Source organism: Desulfovibrio mangrovi, from assembly GCF_026230175.1.
Taxonomy (GTDB): Bacteria; Desulfobacterota; Desulfovibrionia; order Desulfovibrionales; family Desulfovibrionaceae; genus Halodesulfovibrio; species Halodesulfovibrio mangrovi.
Genome location: NZ_CP104208.1, coordinates 3411955 through 3427469, shown reverse-complemented (window position 1 = coordinate 3427469; position 15515 = coordinate 3411955). Strand labels below are relative to the sequence as shown.

At 59.5% G+C, this 15515-nt stretch carries 13 protein-coding genes; 8 read left to right on the top strand and 5 right to left on the bottom strand.

The features are described 5' to 3' along the window. Positions 1 to 18 precede the first annotated feature (18 nt). A complete protein-coding gene (locus N1030_RS15290) occupies positions 19 to 819 on the bottom strand; it encodes a 2-amino-3,7-dideoxy-D-threo-hept-6-ulosonate synthase (protein WP_265826378.1) in 801 nt (266 codons plus the stop codon). A gap of 543 nt (positions 820 to 1362) precedes the next feature. Between N1030_RS15290 and N1030_RS15285 the strand changes: the two genes are divergently transcribed. The 3 genes from N1030_RS15285 (at position 1363) to N1030_RS15275 (ending at position 4551) form a co-directional block, all read left to right on the top strand. After that, the gene (locus N1030_RS15285; RefSeq protein WP_265826377.1) at positions 1363 to 2736 is read left to right on the top strand and encodes an ammonium transporter; all 1374 of its coding nucleotides are present in this window, start codon (positions 1363 to 1365) and stop codon (positions 2734 to 2736) included. An 18-nt stretch (positions 2737 to 2754) separates the two neighbouring features. Further along, complete coding sequence (locus N1030_RS15280) at positions 2755 to 3081, top strand: P-II family nitrogen regulator (RefSeq protein ID WP_265826376.1); 327 nt, start codon at positions 2755 to 2757, stop codon at positions 3079 to 3081. Positions 3082 to 3285: 204 nt separating this feature from the next. After that, complete coding sequence (locus N1030_RS15275) at positions 3286 to 4551, top strand: EAL domain-containing protein (RefSeq protein ID WP_265826375.1); 1266 nt, start codon at positions 3286 to 3288, stop codon at positions 4549 to 4551. Between the two features lie 456 nt (positions 4552 to 5007). Here the strand turns inward: N1030_RS15275 and N1030_RS15270 are convergent, their stop codons facing one another. The 4 genes from N1030_RS15270 to N1030_RS15255 all read right to left on the bottom strand — a co-directional run bounded on the left by N1030_RS15270 (position 5008) and on the right by N1030_RS15255 (position 11097). After that, positions 5008 to 6129 (bottom strand): DHH family phosphoesterase, encoded by a 1122-nt coding sequence (locus tag N1030_RS15270; protein WP_265826373.1) that lies wholly within the window; start codon positions 6127 to 6129, stop codon positions 5008 to 5010. A gap of 3 nt (positions 6130 to 6132) precedes the next feature. Then, positions 6133 to 6672, bottom strand: a complete 540-nt coding sequence (locus N1030_RS15265; RefSeq protein ID WP_265826372.1) for a bifunctional adenosylcobinamide kinase/adenosylcobinamide-phosphate guanylyltransferase — start codon at positions 6670 to 6672, stop codon at positions 6133 to 6135. After that, on the bottom strand, positions 6669 to 7466 hold the full coding sequence (gene cbiR / locus N1030_RS15260; RefSeq protein ID WP_265826371.1) for a cobamide remodeling phosphodiesterase CbiR: 798 nt from the start codon (positions 7464 to 7466) through the stop codon (positions 6669 to 6671). Before cbiR ends, N1030_RS15265 begins: the two co-directional genes overlap by 4 nt. Before the next feature lie 358 nt (positions 7467 to 7824). Further along, positions 7825 to 11097: a UvrD-helicase domain-containing protein gene (locus N1030_RS15255; protein WP_265826370.1), complete on the bottom strand. Its 3273-nt coding sequence runs from the start codon at positions 11095 to 11097 to the stop codon at positions 7825 to 7827. A gap of 253 nt (positions 11098 to 11350) precedes the next feature. Between N1030_RS15255 and N1030_RS15250 the strand changes: the two genes are divergently transcribed. From N1030_RS15250 to N1030_RS15230, 5 genes are all read left to right on the top strand, one after another. Beyond that, positions 11351 to 12034 (top strand): hypothetical protein, encoded by a 684-nt coding sequence (locus tag N1030_RS15250; RefSeq protein WP_265826369.1) that lies wholly within the window; start codon positions 11351 to 11353, stop codon positions 12032 to 12034. Positions 12035 to 12043: 9 nt separating this feature from the next. Next, complete coding sequence (locus N1030_RS15245; RefSeq protein WP_265826368.1) at positions 12044 to 12883, top strand: tRNA1(Val) (adenine(37)-N6)-methyltransferase; 840 nt, start codon at positions 12044 to 12046, stop codon at positions 12881 to 12883. After that, a complete protein-coding gene (locus N1030_RS15240; RefSeq protein ID WP_265826366.1) occupies positions 12880 to 13716 on the top strand; it encodes a class I fructose-bisphosphate aldolase in 837 nt (278 codons plus the stop codon). Before N1030_RS15245 ends, N1030_RS15240 begins: the two co-directional genes overlap by 4 nt. 3 nt (positions 13717 to 13719) lie before the next feature. Then, a complete protein-coding gene (locus N1030_RS15235) occupies positions 13720 to 14013 on the top strand; it encodes a hypothetical protein (RefSeq protein ID WP_265826365.1) in 294 nt (97 codons plus the stop codon). A 265-nt stretch (positions 14014 to 14278) separates the two neighbouring features. Next, on the top strand, positions 14279 to 15439 hold the full coding sequence (locus N1030_RS15230; protein WP_265826364.1) for an iron-containing alcohol dehydrogenase: 1161 nt from the start codon (positions 14279 to 14281) through the stop codon (positions 15437 to 15439). Positions 15440 to 15515 lie beyond the last annotated feature (76 nt).

Below are 15515 nucleotides of genomic sequence, written 5' to 3'. Positions count from 1 at the left end.
TAGTTTCACACTGGCGGGCTATTGGCCGTTCAGCACGTCCATTGCCTGATCAACAGTCCACTCGCTGTGCACCACGCCGTGAAGCGCCGCCACAAGCAGGTCGGGACGGGCATGCTGGAACACGTTGCGTCCCATGGAGAGCCCTGCACCACCTGCCTTGACGGAATCATGCACCATTTCAACAAGCGCGCGATCCGAATCCATCTTCGGACCACCCGCTATGACTATCGGAACGCAGCAAGCTTCGCATACGGCGGCAAAAGAGTCCATATCGCCGGTATAATTAACCTTAACAACGTCCGCACCAAGCTCCATACCCACGCGGGCGCAGTGGGCGATAATCTCCGGATCAAATTCATTTTTCACTTTCGGACCGCGGGCATACATCATGGCCAGAACCGGCATACCCCACTCTACCGCACGGGAGGTCACCTTGCCCAGGTCCTCCAGCATGTAGCGTTCAGTCTCGTCACCCAGATTAACGTGAACAGACACCGCGTCAGCGCCAAGGCGCAGAGCATCTTCCACCGTACCGACCAGCGACTTGGCGTTGGGCAGCGTGGCAATGGACGTGCTGGCGGAAAGATGCACGATGAGTCCTACATCCTTGCCGTAGCCGCGATGCGTACAGCGGGGCAGTCCCTTGTGCATGAGGACGGCGTTTGCGCCTCCCTCAGCCACCTTGTTCACGGTTCCGGGCAGGTCAACGAGGCCGTAGATGGGGCCAACGGTTACGCCGTGATCCATGGGTACAATGATGGTTCTGCCAGTATTGCGGTTGAAGATGCGTTCCAGACGGACGCTTTTTCCAAGCAACATATGAGCCTCCTGATGATGTTCGACCTGTCCGGCGAAGCGGCGGCAAACAAAAAGGGCCGCCGGCTTTCGCCCGCGGCCCTTGTCTTGTACCCTTTCCCTAGTTCTGTTTCTTCAGCTGGTTAGGCACGATCAAGCTCACCACGGGCTTTCCCATAGCTAAAGTAATACCAAAAATAGAATTCGGCATTGAAGCTGTTGGCAAAGTTGGCGGTGAAGTTGGTCATCTTGAGAAACAGTCCTTTCGATCCTCAGTGGATCAGTTTCGGGGAAGATAGGTGAGAGCATCACCCCTGTCAACCACGAAATAAACATTTTTGCGATTATTATCAAACCACAAAATATCGTAGATTTACAATTTCGTTAATTCAGATGACACAGACTAGTACATTTTTGTAAAAATAATGATTTTTGAAAACTACAAAAACGCAGCACTTTTTCACATATACAATAATTGCAGCACGTTAATCAAAATGGCACGCAAGATGCTTTGAGAGGAGCAAACGATACGGGAACAGGGTGTTTACCCACGATAAGGAGGAATCCATGCTTTCGAAAAGTATTTCACAGTTGCGGACGCTGCTCCCCGCTCTGGGCGGGGCCACAGCACTCACTCTGCTCCTCAGCACCACGGCCATGGCAGAAGACGCCCCCGCCATGCTGACTCAGGACAACGCGAACATTCTCTGGACGCTCATTGCAGCCATTCTGGTAATGTTCATGCAGGCGGGCTTTGCCCTTGTTGAGTGCGGTTTCACCCGCGCCAAAAACGCCAGCAACATCCTCATGAAGAACTTTCTGGATTTTGCGGCCGGCTCCATCATCTTCTTTTTCATCGGATACGGCCTCATGTTCGGCACCGACATCGGCGGCTTCATAGGCATGAGCGATTTCGCGATGGCATCCGGCAGCGGCGTTGAAGCCGGCGGGCAGTGGAACCTGACGTTCTGGTTCTTCCAGTCCGTGTTCGCGGCCACGGCTGCCACCATCGTTTCCGGCGGCATTGCAGAGCGCACCAAGTTCCCCGCCTACATCATTGTCAGCGTGCTTGTGACGGCATTCATCTATCCCGTCTCCGGCCACTGGGCATGGGGCAGCCTGACCGGTAACGGCGGCTGGCTGGGCGATCTGGGCTTTGCTGACTTCGCCGGTTCCACGGTTGTGCACTCCGTCGGCGGCTGGATAGCACTGGCCGGAGCCATGATCGTAGGCCCCCGTACGGGCAAGTACGCCCCTGACGGTACTCCCAAAGCCATTCCCGGCCACAACATCCCCATGGCTGCACTGGGCGTGTTCATCCTGTGGTTCGGCTGGTTCGGTTTCAACCCCGGCTCCACCACCGTGGCAGACGGCACAATCGGCTACATCGCCGTGAACACCAGCCTTGCCGGCTGCGCAGGCACCCTCGGGGCCATGATCACCGTCTGGATGCGCTACGGCAAGCCCGACATCTCCATGACCCTTAACGGCGCACTGGCAGGCCTCGTCGGCATAACCGCCGGCTGCTACGAAGTGGCCCCCACCGGCGCAGTTATCATCGGCCTTCTGGCAGGCATTCTGGTAGTGCTTTCAGTTGAATTCATCGACCGCGTACTCAAGATCGACGATCCGGTCGGCGCAGTCTCCGTACACGGCGTATGCGGCGCGTTCGGCACCATCATGGTCGGCCTGCTGGCCCACCCCAATTACGGTTCCATTACCGGCCTGGCATACGGCGGCGGCTTCGGCCAGACCATCACCCAGCTCATCGGCGTAGGCGCTACCTTCGCATGGGCATTCGGCATGGGCTACATCGTCTTCGCCAGCGTCAAGACCATCGTGGGCCTGCGCGTCAGCCGCGAAGAGGAACTCAAGGGCCTGGATATTTGTGAACATGGCGCCGAGGCTTACAACGGCTTCCAGATCTTCACCGTGGAATAGGCAGGGAGGAATACGACTATGAAACTGATCATCGCATACATCAGGCCCGAAATGCTTACCCCGGTAAAGCAGGCGCTGTACGCCAAAGGCATCTACGCTCTCTCCGTAACCAACACCCTTGGCAGCGGACAGCAGAAGGGCTTCACCGAAACCTACCGCGGCGTCGTCATGGAAGTGAACCTGCTCAAGAAAGTTCGTCTGGAACTGGGCGTCACGGAAGACAAACTCGATGCAGCACTGGATGCCATCCAGTCCGGGGCCAAAACCGGAAAGGAAGGCGACGGCATCATCTTCGTACAGGACATTGAAAAGGCCATCCGGGTCCGTACCGGAGAGGTCAAATAGATAGCACGCCTACGGGGAACCCTCGCACCCCCCCGTGGCAATGTCCCTCGCACCCGCGAGAGGCAGCACGCTCCACACACAGATGCCGGACCGGCCCTTACCGCCACCCTTGGGCCGGTCCGGCCCCTTCTGCAACCGGACGTGAACCGAAATTCAGGCAGCCACGACACCATCTGATCACGCCGAAAACGATCCGGATTTCCCATGAGCCACACACTCGACATAGAATCGCTCATCCACAACCGTCAGATCATCACGCATTTCCAGCCGCTGGTTTCCATACGGCAGGGTACGGTCATCGGTTACGAGGCCCTGAGCAGAGGTGCCGTCGGCAACGGCGAACTGATTATCCCGCCTGACACGCTCTTCACCCTTGCAGCCCTGCGTGGACTGAGCCTGAAGCTTGACAGGGCCTGCCGTGAAAAAGCCTTTACCCATTTCGCTCCCCTGCACGAAAAACAAAAGGAACTCCTGCTCTTCGTCAATGTGGACGCCTCGCTGCTGACAGCAACCGTTGTCGGCTCCGGCCATATCGAAACACTTGCCAACACGCTCGGGATAAGCCCCAACAACGTGGTTATCGAAATCATCGAATCACAGGTGCAGGATACGGCAGCCCTCATGCATTTCATCAACCGGCATCGTGCCCTTGGTTTTCTCATCGCGCTGGATGACGTGGGGGCGGGCCATTCCAATCTGGAACGCATCGCTTCCATCAAACCGGAAGTCATCAAGATCGACCGGTTCCTCATCAGCAACATCCATAAGGAATTCTACAAGCAGGAAGTGGTGAATTCGCTCACCTCGCTCGCCCGCCGCATCGGGGCCATGACCGTGGCCGAGGGCGTGGAGCAGGAGGAGGAAGCCGTCTACCTGATGGGGGCCGGTGCGGACGTGCTGCAGGGCTATTTGTTTGCGCGCCCCGCTCCCGCTTCGGAACCGGAGGACATTACCTCGCGGATGCGGCAGGTTGCCAAGGCCTACCGCACCTATTCGCTGAACCGCTATGAGCGCCACAAGGAACAACAGGCCAGCCACCGCGCTCTCATCCGCCACGTGCGAGACATCCTCAGTTCAGTGGCGGCATCGCAATTCAATCAGGTCATGGTGGAGCAGCTGCTGACCTTTCCCAATCTTGAATGCCTCTACGTGCTGAACGAAACCGGCATTCAGGTGACGGACACGCTGTGCAACCCGCTGAACATAAACGCCAACAAGCGCTTCATCTACCAGCCTGCCAGAAAGGGAACGGACCACTCGCTCAAGGAATATTTCATCCCCATTCAGGCCGGACTTGAGGAGTGCATCACTGCGCCCTACATCTCGCTGGCTTCAGGCAACCGCTGCATCACGCTGGCCACACGTTGCACCTGTTCGGAAGGCAAACCCTATGTGCTGTGCCTTGACGTGATGGAACAGAGCAACATGGCCCCGCTGCATGAACAGGCCATCTGCGCATGCGGCACATGACAGGACCGGCAGGGACGCAAGACGCCTGACGGACTCCGGCAGGACGCTGACGGAGCAAGGAAAGAGGCACCTGCCGACATCAACCATTTTCGGAAAACCGCTACTAGGACCGGTTTTCCGCAGGCGGGACGGAGAGCGCTACGGCATACGGACATGTCGGCGGCTCCTTATCGGACTGTCGAGAGAACATCCGTCACTCTGAGACAGGCTCAGCCAGGTAGTATCGTTGAGGCCCCGACGCGCAACGCCGACGACCCCGCAGCCACCCGTGCCATACAGGCAACTTGCGGCACGGCACGGCATGGCTCTCCGCCCCGCCACCTGTTTCCGGCCTCGCTTACCTCCGCAAGCTGTTCTGCCGTCGGCAACCGGCAGCACACAGGCCCAAAAGAAAACCCGCCTACGGTCTGTGGCGGGTTTTTCGTTTATCGGACAGCGGCATCCAAACGGACGGAACTAGTTTTTCGCAGCCTTGGGCGGAGCTTCGGCAAGGGCCTTCTGCCCGCTGCCTCCTTTCCCGGCAGGCAGGGCTTTGACAGCCTCCTTGGGCTTCTGCTGCGTTCCCTTGGCCTCATCCTCGCAGGGAGCAACGGCCTTGGGCTTTTTGCGCGGCGAAAGCAGGCGTTTGAGCACATACATTTCAAGATCCTTGCCCGCCAGTTTTTCAATGGGAATCTCGGCACGGGCCATGGCCTTGTGGCCGCCCGCGGAACCGATGTCGCCGAACTGCATGTTGGCAAAACGGCCAAGATCACGGGTCACGCCGTCACCACGGAAGATGATGACCAGCTTGTCCTCGCTCACGCCTGCCACGGCGACCCAGCGGATTTCATGCACGCGCATGAAGAAGTCCGCTATCACCACCAACGCATCGGCATTGGGCACTTCGCCCACATAGGTCATGAAGCCCGACTTGATCTTGTGCATGCTGGAAACAGCACGGGAGAAATAATCCAGCCAGCCCAGCCGGAATTCACTGCGGGAAATGCGCGACAGCAGCGCCTGATTCGACCACTTGGAAAGGTAACGGAACGCCCGGACATCAACGTCGCAGAATTCGCGTTCAAAGCTGCCCGTGTCGGTCTTGATGCCGTAGACCAGCGCCGTGGCGAGCCTGTTACCGGGGCGGATGCCCAGATTGTACAGGTACTCCGTCATGAGCGTGGAGTTGGCCCCGTATTCCGTCTTGATATCCTTATAGTCCACCACCACGGGGTGTTCTGCCGAAAGTGGATGGTGGTCGAAGACGAGAGAAAAATGCAGTTCCTTGAACAGGGGATGGTGGTGGGGCTGGGAATCCACCAGCGCGAAGCGGTCGTACTGCGCGATCACCGTGGGGTTGAGCTTCATCATGGGGATGCGCAGATACCGTATCATGGCCAGATTGTCGGGGCGGGTCACTTCGTTCACGCGGGCAATGCCCACATCCGCCACACGATGGATCATGATGCGCTTGAGGGCCAGGGCGGAGGCCATGGCGTCAGGGTCCGCGTTCACCACGATGAGCCAACGCTCATCGCGGGAGAACAGCTCCAGCATATTGGAAAGACCCGGTTCCAGCTTTCTGAAATAGGACATGCGTCAAGACCTCTTCAGATACAACGGCAATCCCGCAACCATGAGGCACACCTCGTGACTCACAGCGGCTACCGCCTGATTGAGCGCCCCCAGATCGCGCACAAAGCGTCGAACCTCGGCGCTGGCCGGAATTGCCCCCAATCCGGCTTCGCAGGAAACGAATGTCACGTCCGTCCCCTGCGGCAAATTTGCAAGGCAGGCAATCAAGGACCGTGTATGGTCGGCATGCCCGCCGCCCGTGCTGTCAGCATCGGCTACAGAACTCCCTGCACAGGCGAAAAGCCAGAAATCCAGACTGTCCACAAGGATGGAACGGTAGCTGCCGGAAGCTTCCTGCAGGGCAGATACCAGACCGGCACCGGTCTCACGCACCTGAATCTCCGCCTTGCGGGCGGTGCGGTGGTCAAGAATCTGGCGGCGGAAAGCAAAATCCTGCGCCTGCCCCGTGGCCAGCAGCAGACGCGGGCCTTCACCCTGCTCAAACACCTGAAGACCGTAGGCCGACTTGCCGGACTTGTCTCCTCCCAGAATAAGACGGATCATGCGATCTCCCTTGTGCTGCCGAGCATGGCATCCAGCAGCGGCATGGAATCCGCTATGCCAGTCCAGTCAAAAATCTCCATCATCAGCACGGCATCGTCGTCCGCCGTTTGCAGCATTCGGGCCACAAGGGCCTGCTCTTCCGGCGTCAACGCCGTCAGAGGCAGGTGTCTGCCGTCGGGCCCCGGGGCATTGAGATGCACCATGCGCACCCGTCCCTGCAGGTCTGGCAATTCAAGAAGCCCATATTGACGGTAGGACAGCATGTGCCCCGTGTCCAGACACACACTATACCCTGCTTCACGCACAACGTGCCAGATATCCGTCAGATCAGCGCCGGAGACATTCTCCAGCATGCAGTCGCGGATTGCAAACCCGGCCTGCTCCCAGCCTGCGGCAAATATTTCCAAAGCCCGCATGGCTCCCGATGCATTTCCGGAAAAATCGACCCCCTGCCGGGGAGGGTGCAACACCGCACGCCGCACGCCCAGATAGGCGATTTTCTCCATCAGGGCAAGGCAGATACCGGTTGCCGTGTGCGGGTCGTTCCAGTCCAGATCCAGCGGCAGATGGACATGCCAGTCCAATTCCAGTTTCGCAAGATTCCCCGGCAGGTCGGTGTCCAGATATTCCAGACACGCCTTCGTCTCGAAGAAAAGCAACCCCACCTCGTCAACCTTTCCCTCAAGAAAACGGCAGTTTGCCGCAAGAGAGTCCCGTATAACCCACGAGGGGGCTGCAATCACCCGTCCCGATCTTGACGTTACGGGCGAAATAGTGGCCAGTCTGTCAATCAAACATCACTCCAAAAGGCTCTGAGCCTACAGAAATATCCGGAAAAAGCCGATAAGAAGGCATGCACGAAGAAGTTGCCGGGGCCCTGAAAACACAGCCGATTCCGTAACTGCCCCCTCCATTACACAAAGGGATAACGGGTATGGCGTTTGCATTATAATTGCTGCCCCCCTTCATCAAATAACGAGGTTCGTCATGGTCGGGGTACGAAACTACTTCCAACACAGATTAAACCCGTTGCATATCTATTGCCGGTTACTTGACTACGGCATCAGCCGCAAACTGGCATCGCGGGTTTCGGGTCTGTATGAACGTTGGATATACCGGATGACCACGTCGGGAGTGTAGCACTTCCCCTTGCTATCCCATCAGGGACAACTGCTTTTCCTTGCGCTTGGTATGCGCCTTCAGCATCGAGCGCTTCAACGCATCCTGCGGCAATACCGCGAGAAAACGAGACGCCTTGAGCCGCAATTCGCGGCCATAAAGCATGCGCTTGCCTGACCAGCTCAGGAACAGCGCCTGCTCGGCGCGCGTCATGCCCACATACAGGAGCCTGCGCTCCTCTTCCGTGTCATAACTCCCTTCATTCCTGTCGGCCTTTCCCGTCAGAACGCCCGTTCCGGCAAAAGGCATGATACCGTCTTCCAGCGCAGGCAGGAACACCGCCTTGAATTCCAACCCCTTGGCGGCGTGCATGGTCATGATCTGCACTTTTTCGCTACGACGGCGCACCTGCTCCAGTTCCGACTGAAGGGTGATCCAGTTGAGCAGACCTGCCCAGCCTTCCAGTTCGTCATAGCGGCGCACCAGTTCGCGAAACGCAGTGGACTTCCAGAACAGCCTGTCAAAGGGCGGCATATCTTCCAGATAGGCGGCCACGCCGAGCGGCCCCTTGGCCAGCATGGAATCGGGACAGGAAAGCGGCTCTTCTTCCGATCTGCCCGCAATGCCGAGAAAACGGCCTGCGGCCTCAAGAATAAGCTTGATGCGCGGTTCCACCCAGAAGGCCTCATTTTCCGGCACGGCACAGGGAATGCCAAGACGCGAAAGCGTACGCTGAATGGGATCAACCAGCGCCTTGAAGCGTACCAGCACAGCCACATCGCCGGGAGAAAGCTCGCCACCGAGCAGGCGCTCGCCTTCGGCATCCTTCAGGGAATGGCTGGTGGCACCGATTAGCCCCCGGATCTGCTCGCCTATCCATGAAGCCTCGCCTTCAGGCGAAGGCGCTTCGAACATCCGCATATCGGAACGCAACGCCCGCATGGCGGACAGGGGCTGCGGCGCACCATTCTTCGCCATCAGGCTGGCGGCCACGTCCAGCACGGCCTGTGCGCTGCGATAACATTCCGTCAGGCGGATAATGTCCAGCCCCGGCCATGCCTCCTGCAGGTAGTGCAGCACATCGCCGTGCGCACCACGGAAGCCGTAGATGGACTGGTCGGGGTCGCCTATGCCGAAGAAGCCCTGACCGCCCTCCGGTACCAGCTTGCGGATAAGCGTCAGCTGCAGGGGGGAAAGATCCTGAATCTCGTCCACAAGCACATGGGTGTAGGGGCAGGAATAGACGCCCGCGTCTACTTGTTCCACCCAGAATTCCAGAAGATCCGTATAGTCCGCAAGGTTCCAAGACCCCTTGAGCGTGGAATAGTTCACGAACATGTCGCGGTATTCCGGGGTGCACGCCTCCATGCGTTCGCGGCACAGGTTTATGGCGTCCCACGCATCCCGGATGCGCTGGGAAGACTCGTCGGGGTTCGCCTCGGAAAACACCCGCCGCGCCCCTTCTTCGGAAAGCAGGGTCGGGGCATCGTCGTAGGACTTCTGCCAGTACTCGAAGCCCAGCGCATGCAGCGTATCCGCACGGGGCGTTGCCTGACCGGAACCAAGGGCCAGCACCAGCCGTTCTTCCATCTCGCGGGCGGCGCGCCGGGTAAAGGTAAGCGCCAGAATGTGACGTGCGCTCACGCCCAGATCCAGAAGGTGCATGATACGGCCAACCAGCGTGCGGGTCTTGCCCGTGCCCGGACCGGCCATGACCAGCACGGGCTGCGGTCCGGCCTCTATGGCCTGCTTCTGCCCCTCGTTGTACACGATAGAAGGAGCCTTGGGTGCTGCCGCCTCCTGCAGAACCGTCGCAAGCCCGGGCAGCAGGCCATCGTTGTCTTCAAAGGAAAATTCCAGTTCATCATCAGGTACGGCCGCAACATCTTCAGCAGCCTGACGCTCCTTGAGCGCGGAAGCGAAAAGCGGCGTCTTCAGGGCCGCCTCATCCGGGGTCAAGCCTGCGGCAGCCCCATTGCCGATACCGGCAGCATGACGATCCGGCAGGTCAACCAGTGTCGCGCCCTTCAAAAAGGTGTCGCGCTCCTTGCGCGAAAACACGCGCACCACGCCATATTCCCCGTCATAGCCGGGCTGGCGCAGAACCTCGCCCCGCCGCATACGCATCACGCCCTCTGCAAGCAACGGGCTCACCTTGCGGATTTCCTCTTCAGGAGCATCGCGCAGGATGGTCAGCTCCGGTCCGAGAGTTCGGATGGCGCGGGCATACATGCCCATGACCTTCTTGGTCTTGGGGCCCACGTCAAGAATCTCGCCGATAAGCTCCGGCAGCGGCACCAGCGAGGCGAATCCCGGCTGTGCCACTGGCTGCTTGGGCACCTGCCTGTCGGCCAGCTCCAGCACGCGATTCAGCACGCCCACTGTCAACGGCTTGCCGCAGACGGGACACTTGCCGTCGCGTGAGCGGGTTTCTCCCGGCTCCATGACCACGCCGCACTTGCGGTGGCCGTCCAGATGGTATTTTCCCTCTTCCGGGAAGAACTCGAGCGTGCCGAGGAACTTGTGTCCCAGCGCTTCGCCGCGCAGGCTGCGGTAAATGCCCTCGTAGGACATATCGCCGCTGAACAGGTTGCATTCCCGGCCAAGGTTGTCGCCGGAATGGGCATCGGAGTTGGAGATAAGACGGAAACGGTCCAGATGACTCCACAGCCAGTTCATCTCGGGGTCGGAGGACAGACCCGTTTCCAGTGCAAAAATTTCGGATGAAAGGTCGCCGAAGCATTCCTCGATGCTGTCGAAACCGGATTTTGATCCGAACAGCGAGAACCACGGCGTCCAGATGTGTGCGGGAACAAGAAAGGCGAGGGGGTGCGTTTCCAGCACCATTTCCAGCAGATTGCGGGAATCCAGTCCCAGAATGGGCCTGCCGTCGGAAGCGATATTGCCCACCTCGGCCAGTTTGGCGCTGAAGCTGCGGGCCGCTTCCATGGTGGGCATGAACACAAGGTTGTGCACCTTGCGCACCTTGCCGCCACGCTTGTAGATGGAACTGATTTCGCCCTGAAGCATGAAGAGCGTGCGGCCTGAGAAAGGCGTGCCTGCGAATTCCGGCACCTCATGATCCAGCCTGCGGTCGTCCTTCAGGCGGTAAAGCCCGCTGGCGCTATCCAGCACAAGCTGCTCTTCCAGCTCATCAAGCCATTCGGGATGGGTAAAATCGCCGGTGCCCAGCACATCCAGCCCCTTGATACGCGACCATGCAGCCAGATACCGTGGTGAAAGCTTCTTGCTGGTAGCGCGCGAAAAACGGGAGTGGATATGCAAGTCTGCCCGAAACTGCTTCATGCGGAAATCCTCGGGAATGGAGTCGTATGCACGCCCCCTTAAACATAAAAGGGCAACCGTACACACCTGATGTAGCAAATGTGCCCCCAAGACACAAACAGTTACAGGCGGATGACACCAATTCGTCACGGAGTGGAACATGAAGATGCACGGCCAGCCTCCGCTGCCGCCGGAAAAGACTCTTTTCTTTGCGTCCCGCCGGAAATAACTCTACAAGAAAGCGAGACAACAACAGCACCGGAGCCTGCCCCGTATGGAACAACAGTCCTCACCGCCCAATTTCAAACATCTCAATATCATCGTCATATTGCTGGCCCTGTGCCTGCTGGCCACCTTCATGCTGCGGGCACGCATGGAAACCGAGGCGGACTGGCGCATAATGCCGCTGCGCAAGGAAAACCTCTTTGTACAGCATCCTCTGACATGGCTGGCCGGAGACTGCTACGCCCACGGTGCCGTGCTGGACGCGCTGACTGCTGCCGCCGAACCGCTGAAGCCGCAGGAACTGCCCGTAATCGTGTTCCGCCTTTCCGCCCGTCATGCGGATGCAGCGAACACGGGCCTGACCGCCGACATCGGTTTCATAGCCCGCATGCCCAACGGCAAGCCTTCGCAAAACTCGCCCTCCCTGCTCACCTACGGCCCGACCATCCGCTATGACGCCAAGGGCGAGAGCAACGGCATTGTCAGCGCCGTCATCGACGCTGCTGCCACCCTGCAGGTACTGCGCGCCATCAGCATGCAGCACAACGCACCGGTGGAACGCATACTCGTACCCGCCTTTGCCCTGCCCCTGCTGCGCAGCGCCGGAACCACGCTGCCTGCCAAGGAGTCCGGACCGCTCTTTGACCTGATGCAGGAAACCACCGAGCCGGAAAACGCCATGCGGATAGTCTTTTCCCTTCCCGCCGCAGCGCAGGAACAGCCGACCCAGTAAGGACATCGCATGACGCATCATACGGCCAACGCGCAGCCCCCTTGCGACGTCACGACATTCGAAGCCGCCGATCAGAGACAAGCACGCAGCCAGTTTCCCCGCGGCCTGCATCAGCCCGAAGGCTCCTTCCGTTTTGCCATGGATGCCCTGCTGCTTGCCCGCTTTGCCCTGCCCGCAGCCACGAGCAAAAAGGAGCGTACTGTGGCGGATCTCGGAACCGGCTGCGGCGTGGTGGCGCTTGCCATGTTGCTGGATGCACCCCAGCTTACCGCCACAGGACTCGACATCGACCCGGCGCTGACCGCTGCAGCACAGGCCAATGCCGAAACACTGGGACTTGCCGAACGTTTTACGGCGCGCACTGCGGACCTTGCGGACATACGCAACGCCCTTCCGGCAGAATCCTTTGATCTGGTGGTGAGCAACCCGCCATACCGCCGCGCCGACCAAGGTCGGCACGCCGCGACGCAACAGCGCACCAACGCCCTCTTCGAAACCGCCGGAGGACTGGAAACATTTGTCAATGCTGCCGGTTATCTGGTACGAAACAAGGGAAGGTTCTGCTGCATCTATCCGGCAGAACGCCTTGCGGAACTGATGAACGCCCTCACCGCCGCGCGGCTGGAACCCAAGCATCTGCGCATGGTCCATTCCAAAACGGACAGGGAGGCGGTTCTGGTGTTGCTGGAAGCGCGAAAAAACGCTAATTCCGGCTGCACAATCCATCCCCCGCTCATCCTGTATTCAGGCGAGGGGGAAGCAACAACGCTTACGCCGCAAGCGCTGGCATTCTGCCCGCACCTTGCCTGCAACGCACGCGGGCATCAGCCAACCGGAGACTCTGCATGATCGGTATTTTGCGCAAACTGAAACGATTTTTCCCCGCCCCCAGCGGCAGGGCCGTGATGCTTTCCCTTGATCACGGCGCCAACGAAGGCATGCTCACCGGGCTGACCCGCATGCCGCAGCTGCTGGAATACGTCACCACCCGCAACGTGCAGGGCGTGGTGTTGAACAAGGGCTATGCCCGCGCGCACGGCCTGACCCTGCCCTCCAACCTGCCCATTGTGATGCAGCTCTCCGCCGGCACACGCCACGGCCTGCCCGCATGGAACAAGGCGCTGGTCTGCTCCATTCCGGAAGCCCTGCGCCTCGGCGCAGATGCCGTTTCCGTGCAGATCAACATCGGCAACGAACTGGAAGACCGCATGCTCTCCGACTTCGGCTCCGTGACGGAAGAAGCGCACCAGCACGGCCTGCCCGTTCTGGCGGTCATCTACGCCAAGGGCGACCGCATCGTGAAGGAACTTGACCCCAGCCTCATCAGCCACTGCGTACGCCTTGGCGGCGAACTGGGCGCAGACATCGTTTCCGTTCCCTACTCCGGCGACCAGCCAAGCTTTGCACGTGCCGTGCAGTCCTGCCCTGCCCCGGTGCTGGTGGCGGGCGGCCCCGGCCAGTCCAATTTTGACGGCCTGCTGCACATGATTCAGGAATCTCTTGATTGCGGCGCTGCGGGTGTAAGCATCGGACGCAACGTCTTCCAGCAGGAGAACCCGGAAGAGGCGCTGGACAGAATCATTGCCATGGTCCACGCCATGCCCTCCGAAGAGCCAGAAGAAACCGACTGCACGGCGGCTGACGAATCCGCTCCCGCACAGGGTCCTTCGCATCCCGCATAAGGCATGTTCAAATTCACTGTCATATTATTCGTCGTTGTGTGGCTGGGGAGTCTCATCTTCAGCCGCAAACGGCGTGTAATCCGGGATGTGAACCACCTCATCCAGCTCATTCTGGCCGCCGCCATCTTCTTCGGAGCCAGCACCGCCATACGCAGTAGCTTCCTGCACGAGAACATGCTCTTTTACGTACCGGCCCTTGTCCTCACCTTTGCCGCAGCGTGGGGTGTATCCCTCCTCATCATGAACCGCCTTTCGGCAGCATCCGGAAAACAGCCCCGCCGTCAGCCTCGACGATAAGCCCCTTTCCCCGCACCCAGTGGCGGCCATATGGCAAAGCCGCCCGCCGCCATGTCCAGTCTTAGCGGCATGCCATTCCCCGTTCCGGCGCAGCAGCACCCAAACGATTCCTCCCAACCCCCTCCCGCCTCATTCAAAAGGTCTCAACAACCACTTCACTTTTCCGCAGGCAAGGCATACCCTGCCTGCTCAAAATAATTCTGCGGCTGCTCCGCAGCACGGCGAGACAGCCCGCCAGTAACCTTGCCTTCAAAAGGAATCGCCCATGAACAGCTTCACCTATGCCAACCCCACTGTCATTCAGTTCGGCAAGGGCCAGATTGCCTCCATTGCCGACCTCATCACACCCGACCATACTGTTCTGCTCGTCTACGGCGGCGGTTCCATAAAACACAACGGCATTTACGAGCAGGTTACCGAAGCGCTGAGCAAACACGCTTGGACGGAATTTTCCGGTGTCGAACCCAACCCCAGCGTGGAGACGCTGGATCAGGCCGTGGCGCTGGCCCGCAAGAAAAAGGCCACCTTCATCCTCGCTGTTGGCGGCGGTTCCGTCATTGACGGCTGCAAATACATTGCAGCGGCCGCCTGCTACGACGGCGACGGCTGGGACATCCCTTCCGGCAGACATATCGTGACCGAGGCCCTGCCTATCGGCGCAGTTCTCACCATTCCGGCCACTGGTTCGGAATCCAACGGCGGTTCGGTCATCTCCCGCGCGGCGACGCATGAGAAATGCGTGTTCCGCTCCCCCATCGTTTTCCCCAAGTTCGCCGTGCTTGATCCTGATGTGATGAAAAGCCTGCCGGAGCGCCAGCTTACCAACGGCCTTGCCGACGCCTTTGTGCATGTCTGCGAGCAATACATCACCTATCCCTGCGGCGGCATGGTGCAGGACGGCTACAGCGAAGCCCTGCTGCGTACCCTGTCCACCCTCGCCAGCCAGTTCGCCGACCGCGACAGCGAGACATGGCAGGCCAACCTCATGTGGGCTGCAAATCAGGCCCTGAACGGTCTTATCGGCGTGGGCATGCCCCGCGATTTTGCCACCCACATGATCGGCCATGAACTCACCGCCATGTTCGGCATCGACCACGCCCGCACGCTGGCCGTGGTCCAGCCCGCCCTGCTGCGGGCGCAGATGGAGAACAAGAAGGATAAGCTGGAACAGATGGGCCGCAACGTCTTCAACCTGCCCGAACAGGTTGCGGAAGGAACGGAGCTCGCCGAGCGCACCGTGCAGGCCATTGAGGCCATGTATCACTCGCTGGACATTCCCACCCGTCTCAGAGACCACGGCGTCACCGACCCCGCGTTCATCGACACCATTCTCGTGCAGCTTGAGAGGCACGGTTTTGCCAAGCTGGGCGAGCGGGAAGCCATTACGCTGGACGTGAGCCGCCGTATCTTGACCGACGCCATGTAGAGACACTGCGACAATCTGACGCCGCCCTCTACCGCACTGCCAGCCCACTTCCGGGGCGGTTGCTATTTTCCTTTGC

Excerpts from the sequence above, each read along its gene's own strand:
- N1030_RS15230 (WP_265826364.1), top strand. The coding sequence starts at position 14,279 with ATGAACAGCTTCACCTATGCCAACCCCACTGTCATTCAGTTCGGCAAG.
- N1030_RS15270 (WP_265826373.1), bottom strand. The coding sequence starts at position 6,129 with ATGTCCTATTTCAGAAAGCTGGAACCGGGTCTTTCCAATATGCTGGAG.
- N1030_RS15250 (WP_265826369.1), top strand. The coding sequence starts at position 11,351 with ATGGAACAACAGTCCTCACCGCCCAATTTCAAACATCTCAATATCATC.
- N1030_RS15240 (WP_265826366.1), top strand. The coding sequence starts at position 12,880 with ATGATCGGTATTTTGCGCAAACTGAAACGATTTTTCCCCGCCCCCAGC.
- N1030_RS15285 (WP_265826377.1), top strand. The coding sequence starts at position 1,363 with ATGCTTTCGAAAAGTATTTCACAGTTGCGGACGCTGCTCCCCGCTCTG.
- N1030_RS15280 (WP_265826376.1), top strand. The coding sequence starts at position 2,755 with ATGAAACTGATCATCGCATACATCAGGCCCGAAATGCTTACCCCGGTA.
- N1030_RS15275 (WP_265826375.1), top strand. The coding sequence starts at position 3,286 with ATGAGCCACACACTCGACATAGAATCGCTCATCCACAACCGTCAGATC.
- N1030_RS15265 (WP_265826372.1), bottom strand. The coding sequence starts at position 6,672 with ATGATCCGTCTTATTCTGGGAGGAGACAAGTCCGGCAAGTCGGCCTAC.
- N1030_RS15245 (WP_265826368.1), top strand. The coding sequence starts at position 12,044 with ATGACGCATCATACGGCCAACGCGCAGCCCCCTTGCGACGTCACGACA.
- N1030_RS15235 (WP_265826365.1), top strand. The coding sequence starts at position 13,720 with ATGTTCAAATTCACTGTCATATTATTCGTCGTTGTGTGGCTGGGGAGT.
- N1030_RS15290 (WP_265826378.1), bottom strand. The coding sequence starts at position 819 with ATGTTGCTTGGAAAAAGCGTCCGTCTGGAACGCATCTTCAACCGCAAT.
- N1030_RS15255 (WP_265826370.1), bottom strand. The coding sequence starts at position 11,097 with ATGAAGCAGTTTCGGGCAGACTTGCATATCCACTCCCGTTTTTCGCGC.